The sequence below is a fragment of the Streptomyces plumbidurans genome (assembly GCF_019857225.1).
GTDB classification, from domain to species: Bacteria; Actinomycetota; Actinomycetes; order Streptomycetales; family Streptomycetaceae; genus Streptomyces; species Streptomyces plumbidurans.
The window spans coordinates 17074-31511 of the sequence record NZ_JAFJSY010000072.1 but is presented as its reverse complement, the minus strand read 5'-3'; the positions used below and the strand labels follow the sequence as shown (position 1 = coordinate 31511).

11 protein-coding genes are annotated in these 14438 nt (G+C 70.6%); 1 reads left to right on the top strand and 10 read right to left on the bottom strand.

Annotated elements, in window-relative coordinates; genetic code table 11:
- Window positions 1-191 precede the first annotated feature (191 nt).
- The 9 genes from JYK17_RS32435 to pyrG all read right to left on the bottom strand — a co-directional run bounded on the left by JYK17_RS32435 (window position 192) and on the right by pyrG (window position 11108).
- Complete coding sequence (locus JYK17_RS32435; protein ID WP_222811770.1) at window positions 192-1265, bottom strand: pseudouridine synthase; 1074 nt, start codon at window positions 1263-1265, stop codon at window positions 192-194.
- On the bottom strand, window positions 1265-1939 hold the full coding sequence (scpB, locus tag JYK17_RS32430) for an SMC-Scp complex subunit ScpB (protein WP_108012025.1): 675 nt from the start codon (window positions 1937-1939) through the stop codon (window positions 1265-1267). Before scpB ends, JYK17_RS32435 begins: the two co-directional genes overlap by 1 nt.
- Window positions 1936-3000 carry a segregation and condensation protein A gene (locus JYK17_RS32425; RefSeq protein ID WP_222811769.1) on the bottom strand — a complete coding sequence of 355 codons (1065 nt, stop codon included), beginning with the start codon at window positions 2998-3000 and terminating at the stop codon, window positions 1936-1938. The genes scpB and JYK17_RS32425 overlap by 4 nt, the downstream gene beginning before the upstream one ends.
- A gap of 18 nt (window positions 3001-3018) precedes the next feature.
- Window positions 3019-3609, bottom strand: a complete 591-nt coding sequence (locus tag JYK17_RS32420) for a hypothetical protein (protein ID WP_108012027.1) — start codon at window positions 3607-3609, stop codon at window positions 3019-3021.
- Window positions 3594-4634, bottom strand: a complete 1041-nt coding sequence (locus JYK17_RS32415; protein ID WP_261996384.1) for a ParA family protein — start codon at window positions 4632-4634, stop codon at window positions 3594-3596. The genes JYK17_RS32420 and JYK17_RS32415 overlap by 16 nt, the downstream gene beginning before the upstream one ends.
- A 504-nt stretch (window positions 4635-5138) precedes the next feature.
- Complete coding sequence (ald, locus tag JYK17_RS32410; RefSeq protein WP_128804564.1) at window positions 5139-6254, bottom strand: alanine dehydrogenase; 1116 nt, start codon at window positions 6252-6254, stop codon at window positions 5139-5141.
- A 140-nt stretch (window positions 6255-6394) separates the two neighbouring features.
- Entirely contained in the window at window positions 6395-8479 is a 2085-nt protein-coding gene (locus tag JYK17_RS32405) for a tetratricopeptide repeat protein (protein WP_222811768.1), read from the bottom strand.
- 219 nt (window positions 8480-8698) lie between these two features.
- A complete protein-coding gene (locus JYK17_RS32400) occupies window positions 8699-9325 on the bottom strand; it encodes an NUDIX domain-containing protein (RefSeq protein WP_108012030.1) in 627 nt (208 codons plus the stop codon).
- Between the two features lie 94 nt (window positions 9326-9419).
- The gene (gene pyrG / locus JYK17_RS32395) at window positions 9420-11108 is read right to left on the bottom strand and encodes a CTP synthase (RefSeq protein WP_108012031.1); all 1689 of its coding nucleotides are present in this window, start codon (window positions 11106-11108) and stop codon (window positions 9420-9422) included.
- Window positions 11109-11572: 464 nt separating this feature from the next.
- On the opposite strand from pyrG, the gene JYK17_RS32390 reads away from it, so the two are divergent.
- Window positions 11573-13375: a glycoside hydrolase family 15 protein gene (locus JYK17_RS32390; protein ID WP_222811778.1), complete on the top strand. Its 1803-nt coding sequence runs from the start codon at window positions 11573-11575 to the stop codon at window positions 13373-13375.
- Window positions 13376-13431: 56 nt separating this feature from the next.
- Here the strand turns inward: JYK17_RS32390 and JYK17_RS32385 are convergent, their stop codons facing one another.
- Window positions 13432-14388 carry an LLM class F420-dependent oxidoreductase gene (locus JYK17_RS32385; RefSeq protein WP_222811767.1) on the bottom strand — a complete coding sequence of 319 codons (957 nt, stop codon included), beginning with the start codon at window positions 14386-14388 and terminating at the stop codon, window positions 13432-13434.
- Between the last annotated feature and the right edge of the window lie 50 nt (window positions 14389-14438).

The window sequence follows — 14438 nt, the reverse complement described above, 5'->3', positions numbered from 1 at the left end:
CGGCGGGCCCCGGGGGACCCGGACGCCGCGTACGGCCCTCGTGGCCCTCGTGGCAGCGCCGGTACGGATCCGTCGCCCCGCCGAACCCCTCGCGGTCCCTCGTCGCAGCAGTCATGAATGCCCACCCCTCTCGCCGCTCACTGAGTACAGACCGGCGAGAAGGCGAAAACGTATCGCCCGCGAGCGAACTGTCAGAGATCGACTTCCTGCATCAGCATCCCGACCTCGGTGTTGGACAGCCGCCGCAGCCAGCCCGACTTCTGGTCGCCCAGGGTGATCGGCCCGAACGAGGTGCGCACCAGCTTCTCGACCGGGAAGCCCGCCTCCGCGAGCATGCGGCGCACGATGTGCTTGCGGCCCTCGTGCAGAGTGACCTCGACCAGGTAGTTCTTGCCGGTCTGCTCGACCACCCGGAAGTGGTCCGCACGCGCGTACCCGTCCTCCAGCTGGATGCCGTCCTTGAGCTTCTTGCCCAGGTCGCGCGGGATCGGGCCGACGATCGCGGCGAGATAGGTCTTCTTCACGCCGTACTTGGGGTGGGTCAGCCGGTGCGCCAGCTCGCCGTGGTTGGTGAGCAGGATGACGCCCTCGGTCTCGGTGTCGAGCCGCCCGACGTGGAAGAGCCGGGTCTCGCGGTTGGTGACGTAGTCACCGAGGCACTGCCGCCCCTCGGGGTCCTCCATGGTGGAAACCACACCGGCCGGCTTGTTCAGCGAGAAGAACTGGTACGACTGCGTCGCCACCGTCAGGCCGTCGACCTTGACCTCGTCCTTCTCCGGGTCGACGCGCCTGCCCTGCTCCAGGACGATCTCGCCGTTGACCTCGACGCGGGCCTGCTCGATCAGCTCCTCGCAGGCGCGCCGGGAGCCGTAGCCCGCGCGCGCGAGGACCTTCTGCAGCCGCTCGCCCTCCTGCTCGGCGCCGGGGAAGGTCTTCGGGAGCTTGACGTCCTTCTTGCCCGCGTACCGCTCGCGGTTGCGCTCCTCGGCGCGTGCCTCGTACTCCCGGGAGGTGCCGGGCGCCGTACGCCCGCGCCCGCCCTGCCGGGACTGCTTCGGACCGCCCTTGGCGCCGCCGCGCGCGGAGCCGCCGCGCCCCGACTTGGGACCGTCCTGGGTGGCGCCGGGGCCCACGTCGTAGCGGCGCTCCTCGGGGCGGGGCTTGCTCGGACGACCGCCCTGGCCGCCCTGCTTCTGGTCCCTGTTGTTGCCGGCACCGCGGTAATTACCGCGCCCGCCGCTCTTGCCGCTGCCGCTGCTTCGCATCAAAGTTCCGTCGTCGTCGTGTCAGTCATGGCCGACGTGGGTCCGTCGTCCGGGTCCGGTGCATCCGGATCGAACGACGGTACGGCTTCCTGGGTCTCGGCCTCGATCGCCTCCGCCTCCGGGAGGAAGGGCGCGAGCTCCGGGAGCTCGTCCAGACCGCGCAGGCCCATCCGCTCCAGGAAGTAGTTCGTCGTCGTGTACAGGATCGCACCTGTTTCGGGTTCCGCGCCCGCCTCCTGGACCAGACCCCGCTGCAGCAGGGTGCGCATGACCCCGTCGCAGTTGACTCCTCGTACGGCCGAGACGCGGCTGCGGCTCACCGGCTGGCGGTAGGCGACGACCGCGAGGGTCTCCAGGGCGGCCTGCGTCAGCCGGGCCGTCTGGCCGTCCAGGACGAGCCGCTCGACGGCGGGCGCGTACTCGGCACGGCTGTAGAAGCGCCAGCCGCCGGCGACGAACCGCAGCTCGAAGCCGCGGCCCTGCACCGCGTAGTCGTCGGCCAGCTGCCGCAGCGCGTCGCCGATCTGGCGCCTGGGCCGCTCCAGGATCTTCGCCAGGTGCTCCTCGCTCGCGGGCTCGTCCACGACCATGAGGACGGCCTCCAGGGCCGGCTTGAGGTCGAGGTCGGCGACGCTGCGCAGCCCCGCCGGGAGGTCCACGGTGTCCTCGCTCACGTCTTGCCCTCCTTGGGTGGCTCGGGCGGTCGGTCGAATTCGTCGGTCACCATGGGCTGGGCCCCGCCCTCCCCACCGGTCCACCGCACCATCAGCTCGCCGAGCGCCGTCTCCTGATCGAGCGCGACGGCCTTCTCCCGGTACAGCTCCAGCAGGGCGAGGAATCGTGCCACGACGGTGAGGGTGTCCTCGGTGTCCTCGACCAGCGCCCGGAAGCTGACCTCGCCGGACTCCTTGAGCCGCTCGACCACGATCCGGGCCTGTTCCTGCACGCTGACCAGAGGCGCGTGGATGTGGTCGACGTAGACCTGCGGCTTGGGCTTGGGCTGCATCGCCTTCACGGCGAGCTTCGCGAAGCCTTCCGGGCCGATGCTGATGACCACCTCGGGCAGCAGCTCGGCGTGGTGCGGTTCGAGGCCGACGGTACGCGGGTAGTGGCGGGCCTCCTCGTCGAGCCGGCGGTTGAAGATGTCGGCGATCTGTTTGTACGCGCGGTACTGCAGCAGCCGCGCGAACAGCAGGTCGCGGGCTTCGAGGAGCGCGAGGTCGGCCTCGTCCTCCACTTCGGCGGAGGGCAGCAGCCGGGCGGCCTTCAGATCGAGCAGCGTGGCGGCGACGACCAGGAACTCCGTGGTCTGGTCCAGGTCCCAGTCCGGACCCATCGCCCGGATGTGCGCCATGAACTCGTCGGTCACCTTCGACAGCGCGACCTCGGTGACGTCCAGCTTGTGCTTGGAGATCAGCTGGAGGAGCAGGTCGAAGGGGCCCTCGAAGTTGGCGAGGCGGACCTTGAAGACACCGTCGTCCGGTTCTTCTTCTGCTGCTCCTGCTTCTTGTGCTTCTTCTTGTGCTTCATCTTCTGCGCCGTCGTGCGGGTCCGCTACGACAGCAGGTGGCTCGGGCAGAGGATCGGGCAGAGGATCGGGCTGGGGCTCGGGCAGTGGTTCCGGCTCGACCGCGACGGCCGCGGGCGCCGCCCCCGGCCCCCGCCCCAGCACGCGGCGCCGGCCGCCGGAGGCAGCGGCTCCGGCGCCGGGGGCGGGAACGTCGTTGGAGGTCATGGCCCCCGCAGGCTATCGCTACCGCCCGCGCAGCCGACGTACGAGGATGCTCGCGTCCCCGCGGGACTCCAGGTCGGCCAGCACGACAGCCACCGCCTCGCGGACGATGCGCCCGCGGTCGACCGCGAGACCGTGCTCACCGCGGAGCACCAGACGCGCGTGCTCCAGGTCCATGAGTTCCTCGGCGGACACATAGACGGTGATCTTCTCGTCGTGCCGCTCACGCCCGCTGGGCCGGCGCGAGGGACTGGACCGGCCGCGCTTGCGGGGCTGCTGTGCGGCACCGGAGGGCGCGGCAGAACCTTCCTGCGCCGTCTGACGTCGGGCGTTGCGCTCCCCGGCCGCGGCGCGGCTGCGGGACTCGCCGGCGTCGGCCTGCTCGGGCTCCGCGGCCACATGCTCCGCGCCCTCGCCGTCACCGCCCTGCGCGGGCACCGACTGCGGCGCGTCCTCGGACGACGCGGCCGCGACCCCGTCGCTCTCCGTGGCGGGCGCGGGCACCCGTGCCTCGCCGTTGGCCCCCCGCCGCGGAGTGGACGGCTGGAGCGCCATTCCCCCTGTCGTACGGAAGAGTTCGTCGGCCCCCGGCAGACTCACTCGGCGTGACACCGGGCGAGCACCTCCCTGGCGAGCTGGCGGTAGGCGGCGGCGCCGACGGAGTTGGAGGCGTACGTGGTGATCGGCTCACCGGCGACCGTGGTCTCCGGGAAGCGGACCGTGCGCCCGATGACCGTGTGGTAGACGTGGTCGTCGAACGCCTCGACGACACGCGCGAGCACCTCACGGCTGTGCACGGTGCGCGAGTCGTACATCGTGGCGAGGATCCCGTCGAGTTCCAGCTCCGGGTTGAGCCGCTCCTGAACCTTCTCGATGGTCTCCGTCAGCAGCGCGACACCTCGTAGCGCGAAGAACTCGCACTCGAGAGGCACTATCACCTTGTGCGCGGCCGTCAGGGCGTTGACCGTGAGCAGGCCGAGCGAGGGCTGACAGTCGATCACGATGTAGTCGTAGTCGGCCATGAGCGGCTTCAGGGCGCGCTGCAGCGTGGACTCGCGCGCGACCTCGGAGACCAGCTGGACCTCGGCGGCGGACAGGTCGATGTTGCTGGGCAGCAGGTCCATGTTCGGGACCGCCGTCTTCAGGAGCACCTCGTCCGCCGCCATGCCCCGCTCCATGAGCAGGTTGTAGACGGTGAGGTCGAGCTCCATCGGGTTGACACCGAGGCCCACCGACAGCGCGCCCTGCGGGTCGAAGTCCACGAGCAGCACGCGGCGTCCGTACTCCGCGAGCGCGGCACCCAGGTTGATGGTCGACGTGGTCTTGCCGACGCCGCCCTTCTGGTTGCACATCGCGATGATCTTCGCGGGGCCGTGATCGGTCAGCGGGCCCGGGATCGGGAAGTACGGCAGCGGACGTCCGGTCGGGCCGATGCGCTCACGGCGCTGGCGGGCAGCGTCGGGGGCGAGGGTGGCCGCGTACTCGGGGTCGGGCTCGTACTCCGCGTCGGGGTCGTAGAAGTGCCCTTCGGGCAGTTCGTCGTAGTCGGCGAAGTGGTTGTGGGGCGCGCCACTTCCGTCGCCGGCCATGGCGTTCACGTGATGGCCATCCATGCTCTGGTGTGCAGTCCGGATCATCTGCGGACCCGGGCTCTGATGGGCTGCGAAGGTGCGCACAGCAACGGAGCCGACAGCCTCGAACCCCGCGGAGGCCTGGCCCCCTACCGGCGTTCCTGGTTGACCACCCCCGGGAGAAAATGTCGACTCATTCACAAGTCGTCTTACCTCCTTGGTGACCAGGAAATTTCTAGACAGGTCAGCGTGGCACCATGCCGACGGTTGGCGACTCTATGGCGTGTCGGGCGTCCGCAGCAACACAATCCGCCGGACCCGGCAGGATGTGTCGGCAATGAAACATCCCTCTGTCAAGGGCGTACGGCCGTCGCACGGCAGGTTTCACCGGTGTACGAATCGACCAAAGGGTTACGTTCGAGGCGAGTTGACCGAGAGCCGCAAAGTGACCATACACACATCCGGCCGGACCTTGTCGGGCAAGGTCCGGCCGTGTGCGCGGTGTTGACGACCTGTGTTGACGTATCGCCTTTTACCGAATGGTGACTTAGCGGCTCGACGACCGTCCGGTCAGCCGAGCAGGCTCTCCAGTTCCACGTGCTCCAGGCCGTGGGCATCGGCGACCTCGCGGTAAACGACCTTGCCGTCATGCGTGTTGAGGCCCTTGGCCAGCGCGGGGTCGCGGCGCAGCGCCTCCACCCAGCCCTTGTTGGCCAGTTCGACGATGTAGGGCAGCGTGGCGTTGGTCAGCGCGTAGGTGGAGGTGTTGGGCACCGCGCCCGGCATGTTGGCGACGCAGTAGAAGACCGAGTTGTGGACCTTGAAGGTCGGTTCGGCGTGCGTGGTGGGACGCGAGTCCTCGAAGCAGCCGCCCTGGTCGATCGCGATGTCGACAAGGACACTGCCGGGCTTCATCCGGGACACCAGCTCGTTGGTGACGAGCTTGGGGGCCTTGGCGCCCGGGATGAGGACGGCGCCGATGACGAGGTCGGCGTCCAGGACGGCCTTCTCCAGCTCGAAGGAGTTGGACATGATCGCCCGCACCTTGGTGCCGAAGACCTTGTCCGCCTCACGGAGCTTGTTGATGTCGCGGTCGAGCAGCGTGACGTGGAAGCCCATGCCGACGGCGATCTGCGTGGCGTTCCAGCCGGAGACGCCGCCGCCGATGACGACGGCCTTGGCGGGCTGGGTGCCGGGGACGCCGCCGGGCAGCACACCGCGGCCGCCGTTGAACCGCATCAGGTGGTAGGCGCCGACCTGCGGGGCCAGGCGGCCGGCGACCTCGGACATGGGGGCGAGCAGCGGCAGGGCGCGGCTGGGCAGCTCCACGGTCTCGTAGGCGATCGCCGTGGTGCCGGACTCGACGAGCGCGTCGGTGCACTCCTTGGAGGCGGCCAGGTGCAGGTAGGTGAAGAGCGTCTGGTCCTTGCGGAGGCGGTGGTACTCCTCGGCGATGGGCTCCTTGACCTTCAGCAGCAGGTCGGCGGTGGCCCACACCTCGTCGGCGGTGCCGAGGATCTTCGCGCCCGCGGCGACGTACTCCTCGTCCGGGATCGACGAGCCGGCGCCTGCGCCCTGCTCGATGACGACCTGGTGGCCGTTGCGCACCAGTTCGTGCACGCCGGCGGGGGTGATGGCCACCCGGAACTCGTTGTTCTTGACCTCGCGGGGGATGCCGACCTTCACGTCGATCACGGTCCTTGGCTCGTGGATGGGGCAATACACACATACCCAGGCATGCATGGGCACACCAGGAGACACCGCAGGAGAAGGTGCGGCAGAGCCAGTTTAATGAAGGCGTTCCCGCTGTCTAGCCTTTCATTGCATCAATCTTCAGGACAAGCACTACGGATTTCGCAGGCGTCACCGTCCTGTTTCGGGACTTCGACCTCCCCCGACGCCTCCGCCGGTTCCTCCGTCTGTGGCGCGTCCTCGCCCAGCAGGCGCTCCGCCGAGCCGCGGTGCAGCTGGGCCGAGGCGGGGTCACCGAGGCGTTCCAGGGTGTCGGCGAGCCGCAGCTGCAGCGCCGCCTGCAGCCGTACGTCCTCGGCGCGGCGCGCCAGCTCCACCGCCTCGTGGCAGGTCTCCAGCGACTCCTCGGGCCGGCCCGCGTACTCCTGGACCCGTGCCACCTCGCTGAGCGCCCGCGCCTGGGCGGCGACATCCCCGCTCTTGCGGTACCCGGTGACCGCGGCGCGCCAGCTGCGCAGGGCCTCGCCGTAGCGGCCCGCGTAGGTGTGGGCCGCGGCGATCCGGCCGTGGAGCCGCGCGGCGCCCGCCCTGTCGTCCCGGGCCAGGCACTGCGCGAGGGCGCGCCCGAACCAGTCGGCGGCCCGGTCGAAGTCCCCGAGCTCCAGGTGCGCGCCGCCTACGGATTCCATCGCGCGACGGGCGGCGTACGGGTCGTTCGCCCGGCGTCCGGCGTCCAGCGCGGCCCGATACCGCACCAGCGCCTCCCGGGTACGGCCCGTCCGGGCGTCCAGATCGCCGAGGTTCAGCAGGGCGGCGGCCTGCTCCCTGGGCAGGTCGCGCCGCTCGGCCACGTCCAGGACGAGCCGATGGATGCCGTACAGGTCGGGGGCGGCGGCCCGGGTGCCGAAATGCGCCACCATGGCCTTGACCAACTGGGACATCAGCCGCCGGGCCAGGGTGTCCAGCTCACCGTCGGCGACGGCGAGCCGGGCCGCGGCCAGCAGCGCGGGCCTGCGCGCCCGCAGCCAGTCCTCGGCGGCCCGGGGGTCGGCGAAGCGCAGCGAGCGCGGCATGGCCTGAAGCTTCTCGCGGGCCTCGGGGTTGTCGGTCTCGGTGATCGTCCGGCACGACTGCAGCAGCCGTACCGTCCGCTCCAGCATCCGGGCCCTGGCCAGTTGCAGCTCCCCGGGCCGGTCCTGGGTCTCGGCGAGCGCCTGGAGCACGGGGTGGAGACAGCCCGGCACCTCGTACTGCGGCAACGGTGACCTGAGCGCCCGCAGCAGCCCGAGGTCGACGAAGGAGTCCAGCGCGGAGCGGGCGTCGCCCACCGAGCAGCCGGCCAGCGCGGAGGCGGTGTGCGGGTCGACCTGGCCGGCCGGGGCCAGCGCCAGCAGCCGCAGCATCCGGGCGTTCGGCGCGGACAGCGAGGCGTACACGAGCCCGAAGACCCGGCGCAGCGGAGTACTTTCGTCGCTCTCCGTGTTCAGTTGCTTGGCGAGGTCGGCGACGGTGGCCTTGGGGCGGGTGGCGAGCCAGCCTCCGGCCAGCCTCAGCGCGGCCGGCTGAGCCTGGCACTCCTCGACCAGGCTCTCGGCGGCCCTGGGGTCGACCGTGATGCGGACCGAGCCGGTGAAGCGGCTGAGCAGCTCCACCGCGGACTTGGTGTCGAGGCCGCCCAGGGTGCAGGGGCGGACGTCGGAGATCCCGGTGAGAGGTCCGCCGGAAACGGCCACGACCAGGCATTCCGGTGTGTCCGGCAGCAGCGCGTCGACCTGTTCGGCGTCCGCCGCGTCGTCCAGGAGCACCAGTGCCCGGCGGTCGGCGAGGGCGCTGCGCAGCGCCTCGCACAGATCGTCCTCGGTGGCTCCGGCGGGGGTCGGCCGCCCGAGCGCGCCGAGCAGTTCGCGGGCGGCGCGCTCGACCGGTACGGGGGTGCCGTCGTGTTCGCTCAGCCGTGCCCGGAGCACTCCGTCGTCGTAACGTTCCGCTACCTGCCGGGCCAGTTCCTCGGCGAGCGCCGTGCGTCCGGAACCGGGCCTTCCGGCGATGAGCAGGACGCGTGCGCGAGGGGCCTTGCGGCCGGAGATGGTGTCCAGTCCCGCGCGCTCGATGTCGGCGCGCAGCTCCTTCAACTCCCTTTTACGGCCCAGGAAACGGCCCTCGTCCGCAGCGCGCCCCGCCGGCCGTGCACCGTCCGTGTCCACCGCCTGATCCGCCACGGGCCACACTCCCGTCCCACCGCGCGTGCAAGCCCGCCGGGACTCCGGTTCGGGCGTGTTCAGAGCCTAGTTCACGCTCTGCTACGTTCCGTGCGGAGCGCGGCGGACACGTCCCCCGATCGGATCAGCCGATCGTCACACCGGTACGGGAAGAGTGCAGGAACGGGTGCCGGAAAGAGTGCCGGAACGGGTCCGGTAAAAGCGCCGGAACGGGTGCGTTCAGGACTCGAAGGGGCGCGCGGGCCACGGTGCCTCGGCCGGGCGCAGGGCGTCGAGCCCGTCCCCGTGCTCCGCGGCGACCAGCGAAAGGACGCCCACGACAAGGCAGTTGTTGTGCAGCTCGCCCGCGAGCACACCCCGTACGAGCTCTTCGAGGGGTACGCGCGCGAGTTCCATGTCGGCCTCTTCGTGCTCGACCTCGAAGCGGTCGCCATCGGCCTCGGACAGATCGCGGGCGAGGAAGACGCGGACGGCCTCGTCGCAGCCGCCGGGGGTGGTGTACACGTCGGTCAGCACCCGCCAGTCCTCGGCCTTGACGTGGGCCTCCTCGTACAGCTCGCGCTGGGCGGCGTGCAGCGGGTTCTCGCCGGGCACGTCCAGCAGGCCCGCCGGGATCTCCCACAGCTTGTGGCGCACGGGGTGGCGGTACTGGCGGATGACCACGACCCGGCCCTCGCCGTCGAGGGCGAGGACGGCCACCGAGCCGGGGTGGACCTGGTAGTCGCGGCGGGCCACATGACCGTCGGGCATGACCACGTCGTCGGTGCGGACGGAGGTCTTGTTGCCCACGAAGGGGGTCTCCGTCGCCCGGATCTCCCACTCCTCCGGGCTGTCCTTGATCGTCATGCCTGCCCTTCCACCGCTTTACAAACACGCTCAAATGCAGCCGGGGCGCTCACTTTTTGAATGCGAGCACCCCGGCCACCGTACAACTGTCGTGCTACTCGGAACTCTTCGGCGCGTCCTCACCCTGCTGACGCTCCACAGCGGCCTTCACCAGGCCCGCGAACAGCGGGTGCGGGCGGGTCGGGCGCGAGCGCAGCTCGGGGTGTGCCTGGGTCGCCACCAGGTAGGGGTGCGTCTCGCGCGGGTACTCCACGTACTCCACGAGCTTGCCGTCGGGCGACGTGCCGGAGAACAGGATGCCGGCCTTCTTCTCCAGCTCCGCGCGGTAGGCGTTGTTCACCTCGTAGCGGTGCCGGTGCCGCTCCTCGACGTACTCCTTGCCGTCGTACACCTCACGCACGATCGAGCCCTCGGCCAGCTTGGCCGGGTACATGCCCAGGCGCATGGTGCCGCCCATGTCGCCCTCGCCGGCCACGATGTCGAGCTGCTCGGCCATGGTGGAGATCACCGGGTGGCCGGTGGCGGGGTCGAACTCGGTGGAGTTGGCGTCGGAGATGTCGGCCAGGTTGCGGGCGGCCTCGATCACGATGCACTGCAGGCCCAGGCAGAGGCCGAGCAGCGGGATCCTGTTCTCGCGGGCGTACTTGATCGCGCCGACCTTGCCGAGCACACCGCGGTCGCCGAAGCCACCCGGGATGCAGATGCCGTCGACGTCCTCCAGCTGCGCCGCGGCACCGGCCGGGGTCTTGCAGTCGTCGGAGGTGACCCACTTGATCTTCACGCGGGCCTTGTTGGCGAAGCCGCCCGCACGCAGCGCCTCGATGACCGAGAGATAGGCGTCGGGCAGGTCGATGTACTTGCCGACCAGCGCCAGGGTGACCTCGTGGTCGGGCTTGTGGACGCGGTCGAGCAGGTCGTCCCAGGTCGTCCAGTCCACGTCGCGGAAGGGCAGGTCGAGCTTGCGCACGACATAGGCGTCCAGGCCCTCGCCGTGCACGGTCTTCGGGATGTCGTAGATCGAGCGGGCGTCGGGACAGGCCACCACGGCGGCCTCGTCGACGTCGCACATCAGGGAGATCTTGCGCTTGATCGCGGTCGGGACCTCGCGGTCGCAGCGCAGCACGATGGCGTCCGGCTGGATACCGATGTTGCGCAGGGCCGCAACCGAGTGCTGGGTCGGCTTCGTCTTCAGCTCTCCCGACGGGCCGATGTAGGGCAGGAGGGAAATGTGGACCACGAAGACGTTGTCACGGCCGACCTCGTGGCGGACCTGGCGGACCGTCTCCAGGAACGGCAGGGACTCGATGTCGCCGACCGTGCCGCCGACCTCCGTGATGACGACATCGACCTCGTCGGTCGCCATGCGGCGGATACGGTGCTTGATCTCGTTGGTGATGTGCGGGATGACCTGCACGGTGTCGCCCAGGTACTCGCCGCGCCGCTCCTTGGCGATCACGGTCGAGTAGATCTGGCCTGTAGTGACATTGGCAGAGCCGTCCAGGTCCCGGTCGAGGAAGCGCTCGTAGTGTCCGATGTCCAGATCGGTCTCGGCGCCGTCGTTGGTGACGAAGACCTCACCGTGCTGGAAGGGGTTCATCGTGCCCGGGTCGACATTCAGGTACGGGTCGAGCTTCTGCATCACGACGCGCAGGCCCCGCGCCTTGAGCAGCATGCCGAGGCTGGAGGCGGTGAGACCCTTCCCGAGCGAGGAGGCGACACCCCCGGTGACGAAGATGTGCTTGGTCGTCGTGGCGTTGCTGTTTCGGAAAGCAGCGGGCGGCATGGCCAAAGGGGGGCTCCCGTGGTCGCGGTCTGGGGTGCGGTTCCGGGGTTTTCTCGCCCACCGGTCCACGGGCTACCAGGGTATCAGCGCCCGAGAGGGATGGCTTCCGGCCACGCTCCGCACACGAGTCACCACGGACCCGCACGGTCTCCCGGATTTCTCACCCGTTGCTCACCCGTTCGGCCTATTCGGGTTGTCCGGAGCGGCACGCAGATCATCTACGTGCGTCGTATCCTGCTCGGACACTCGCTGCCGGGCCCGGCCGGCATCGCGGCACCACCCCCGCCCGTATGCGCCGGAACAACGAGAGCTCGTCAGTTCGTTGAGCAGAAATCGTCGTTTTGCCACATGGCTGGACGCCTGCTTTGCTTCACCGCTCAACGACGCATTACAACGACCCCTTGACCGCACTAGCGACAGCACCCCCATGGGGGTGTGACGTGGCCGTTCGACTGGAGTTGCACGTGGCCGGGCGCATCGAAGACTACGCACTCATCGGAGACATGCAGACCGCTGCCCTGGTCTGCCGGGACGGCACAGTGGACTGGCTGTGCCTGCCCCGCTTCGACTCGCATGCCATCTTCGCCGGGCTGCTGGGCACCGAGGAACACGGCTTCTGGCGGCTGGGCCCCGCGCACGCCTCCGACGCCGAACCGCCCACCGCCGCCCGCCGCCGCTACCGCGGCGACTCCCTGATCCTGGAATCGGAGTGGGACACCCCGCGCGGCACGGTCCGAGTGATTGATTTCATGCCGCCGCGTGACGGCGCCCCCCAGCTGATCCGCATCGTCGAGGGCGTCTCGGGCCGCGTCCCGATGCGCTCGGCCCTGAGGATGCGCTTCAGCTACGGGCGTGTGGTGCCGTGGGTGCACAAGCACGACGGGCGCACGGTCGCCGTCGCGGGACCGGACTCGGTCTGGTACGACACCGAGTGCGAGACCTACGGCAAGTCCCTGACCACGTATTCGGACTTCACGGTCGCACCGGGTGACCGGATCGCGTTCACGATCTCCTGGGAGCCCTCGCACAAGCAGCCGCCCGCGCTGCCGGAGCCGGAGGCCTCGCTGCAGGCGACGGAGGACTTCTGGCGCGAGTGGGTGGAGCACTGCACGTACCACGGCCCGTACCGCGAGGCCGTGATCCGCTCCCTGATCACGCTGAAGGCGCTGACGTACGCGCCGACCGGCGGCATCGTCGCCGCCCCCACCACCTCCCTGCCGGAGGACATCGCGGGCGTGCGCAACTGGGACTACCGCTACACCTGGCTGCGCGACGCGGCCATCACCCTGTCCTCGCTGCTGCGCACCGGCTACCGCGAGGAGGCCCGCGCCTGGCGCGAGTGGCTGCTGCGCGCGGTCGCGGGCGATCCCGAGAACCTGCAGATCATGTACGGCATCGCGGGCGAGCGGGAGCTGGGCGAGGCGGAGCTGGACTGGCTGCCCGGCTACGAGAACTCCGCGCCGGTGCGCGTCGGCAACGGCGCCGCGCACCAGCTCCAGCTGGACGTGTACGGCGAGGTCACCGAGGCGCTGCACCTCGGCCACATGACGGGCCTGGCCCGCAACGACTACGCATCCCTGCTCCAGCTCAAGCTGATCCGCTACCTGGAGCGGCACTGGGAGGAGCCGGACGAGGGCATCTGGGAGGTCCGCGGTCCGCGCCGGCACTTCGTGCACTCCAAGGTCATGGCCTGGGTCGCCGTGGACCGCACCATCAAGCTCATCGAGTCCGGCGACGCCGACGGCCCGCTGGAGCGGTGGCGCAGGCTGCGCGACGACATTCACCGCGACGTCTGTGAGAAGGGTTACGACAAGGAGCGCAACACCTTCACGCAGTCGTACGGCTCGAAGGAGCTGGACGCGTCGCTGCTGCTGATTCCGCAGATGGGCTTCCTGCCCCCGGACGACAAGCGCGTGATCGGCACCATCGAGGCGATCCAGCGCGAGCTGTCCACGGCGGACGGCTTCATCCTGCGCTACCCGACGGAGGGCTCCAGCGAGGGCGTCGACGGCCTGCCCGGTGACGAAGGGGCGTTTTTGGCCTGTTCGTTCTGGATGGCGGACGATCTGGCGATGATCGGCCGCGTCGACGAGGCCCGCAAGCTGTTCGAGAAGCTGCTCGCGCTCCGCAACGACCTGGGCCTGCTCGCCGAGGAGTGGGACCCGCGGCTCCAGCGGCAGGTCGGCAACTTCCCGCAGGCTTTCAGCCATGTTCCGCTGATCGACACGGCGCTGCGGCTGACGGCGTCGGGGGCGTACGGCGGCTGAGTACTGAGCGCTGACCGCTGAACGCGGCGGGTCGGCCGATGCCGACGGCCCGGCGCTCAGTCCGGCCTGAGCGCCGTCAGGGTCCGCTCCCCCGCCGGGTCCGCCGCCGTCGCCGGGACCAGGGCGATCTCGTCGAGCCCGGCCTCGGCGTAGGCGTCGATGCGGGCGCGTACGGTTTTGAGGTCGCCGACCAGGCATGCGGTGGCGGCGGCCTCGGCCGGCAGGGCGCGGACCAGGGTGTCGCGGTCGGCGCCGGCTGCGGCGAGCCGCACGGCCTCGCCGAAGCCGGCCGCGGTGAACACGTCGCTGTAGCCCGGCACGGTCAGATAGCCGGCGATGCTCCCGAGGATCTGCGCCAGCGATTCCGGCTCCGGATCGACGGCGGCGGGCAGCCAGGCCGCGAGCGTGGGCGGCGTACGGCCCGCCTTCCGGGCCGCCGCGTCCAGCCTGGCGCGCAGGTCGCGCACCTGCTCCGGGGAGACGATGTCGAGCAGCATGCGGTCGGCGTGCGCCGCGGCGGTCGCGATGGCGCGGTCGCCGAATGCGGCGACGGTGAGCGGGCCGCCGGGCGGCGCGAGCCTGCGCGTGAAGGGACTGCCGGGCACGACGGGACCGCCCGGCGCGGCATGCAGCAGCTCCCGCACGGCTGCCGCCGTCTCCTCCAGTAGGGCCGCGGGGCGCACCCGGGGCCGCCCGTGCACGCCCTCGACGACCCGCTTGCTGGAGGTGCCGAGCGCCACGCCGACCGCCCGCCCGGTGACGGCGGCGACCGACGCGGCACCGCGGGCGAGGCTGTAGGGGTCGCGCACGGACACCGGCACCGGGCCGGCCGTCAGGGCGACGTGCTCGGTGGCCCGTCCGATCGCCGTGGCCAGCACGAAGGAGTCCCAGGTGGGCCCCTCCCCCGCCCACACCTCCCGGTAGCCCAGCCGGTCGGCGAGCGCCGCCACCCGCAGCGGCTCCCCTACGGGGCTGTCGTCCTCACGCGCCACTGCGACCACACTGAATTCCATGCCCGGCCCGCTACCCGGCCGCCCGCGCCGTAACCGCCCGGAGGTGTCCC

Coding starts and splice junctions, on each gene's coding strand:
- JYK17_RS32435 (WP_222811770.1), bottom strand. CDS start 1,265: ATGCGAAGCAGCGGCAGCGGCAAGAGCGGCGGGCGCGGTAATTACCGC.
- JYK17_RS32425 (WP_222811769.1), bottom strand. CDS start 3,000: ATGACCTCCAACGACGTTCCCGCCCCCGGCGCCGGAGCCGCTGCCTCC.
- JYK17_RS32415 (WP_261996384.1), bottom strand. CDS start 4,634: ATGATCCGGACTGCACACCAGAGCATGGATGGCCATCACGTGAACGCC.
- JYK17_RS32400 (WP_108012030.1), bottom strand. CDS start 9,325: ATGACGATCAAGGACAGCCCGGAGGAGTGGGAGATCCGGGCGACGGAG.
- pyrG (WP_108012031.1), bottom strand. CDS start 11,108: ATGCCGCCCGCTGCTTTCCGAAACAGCAACGCCACGACGACCAAGCAC.
- JYK17_RS32385 (WP_222811767.1), bottom strand. CDS start 14,388: ATGGAATTCAGTGTGGTCGCAGTGGCGCGTGAGGACGACAGCCCCGTA.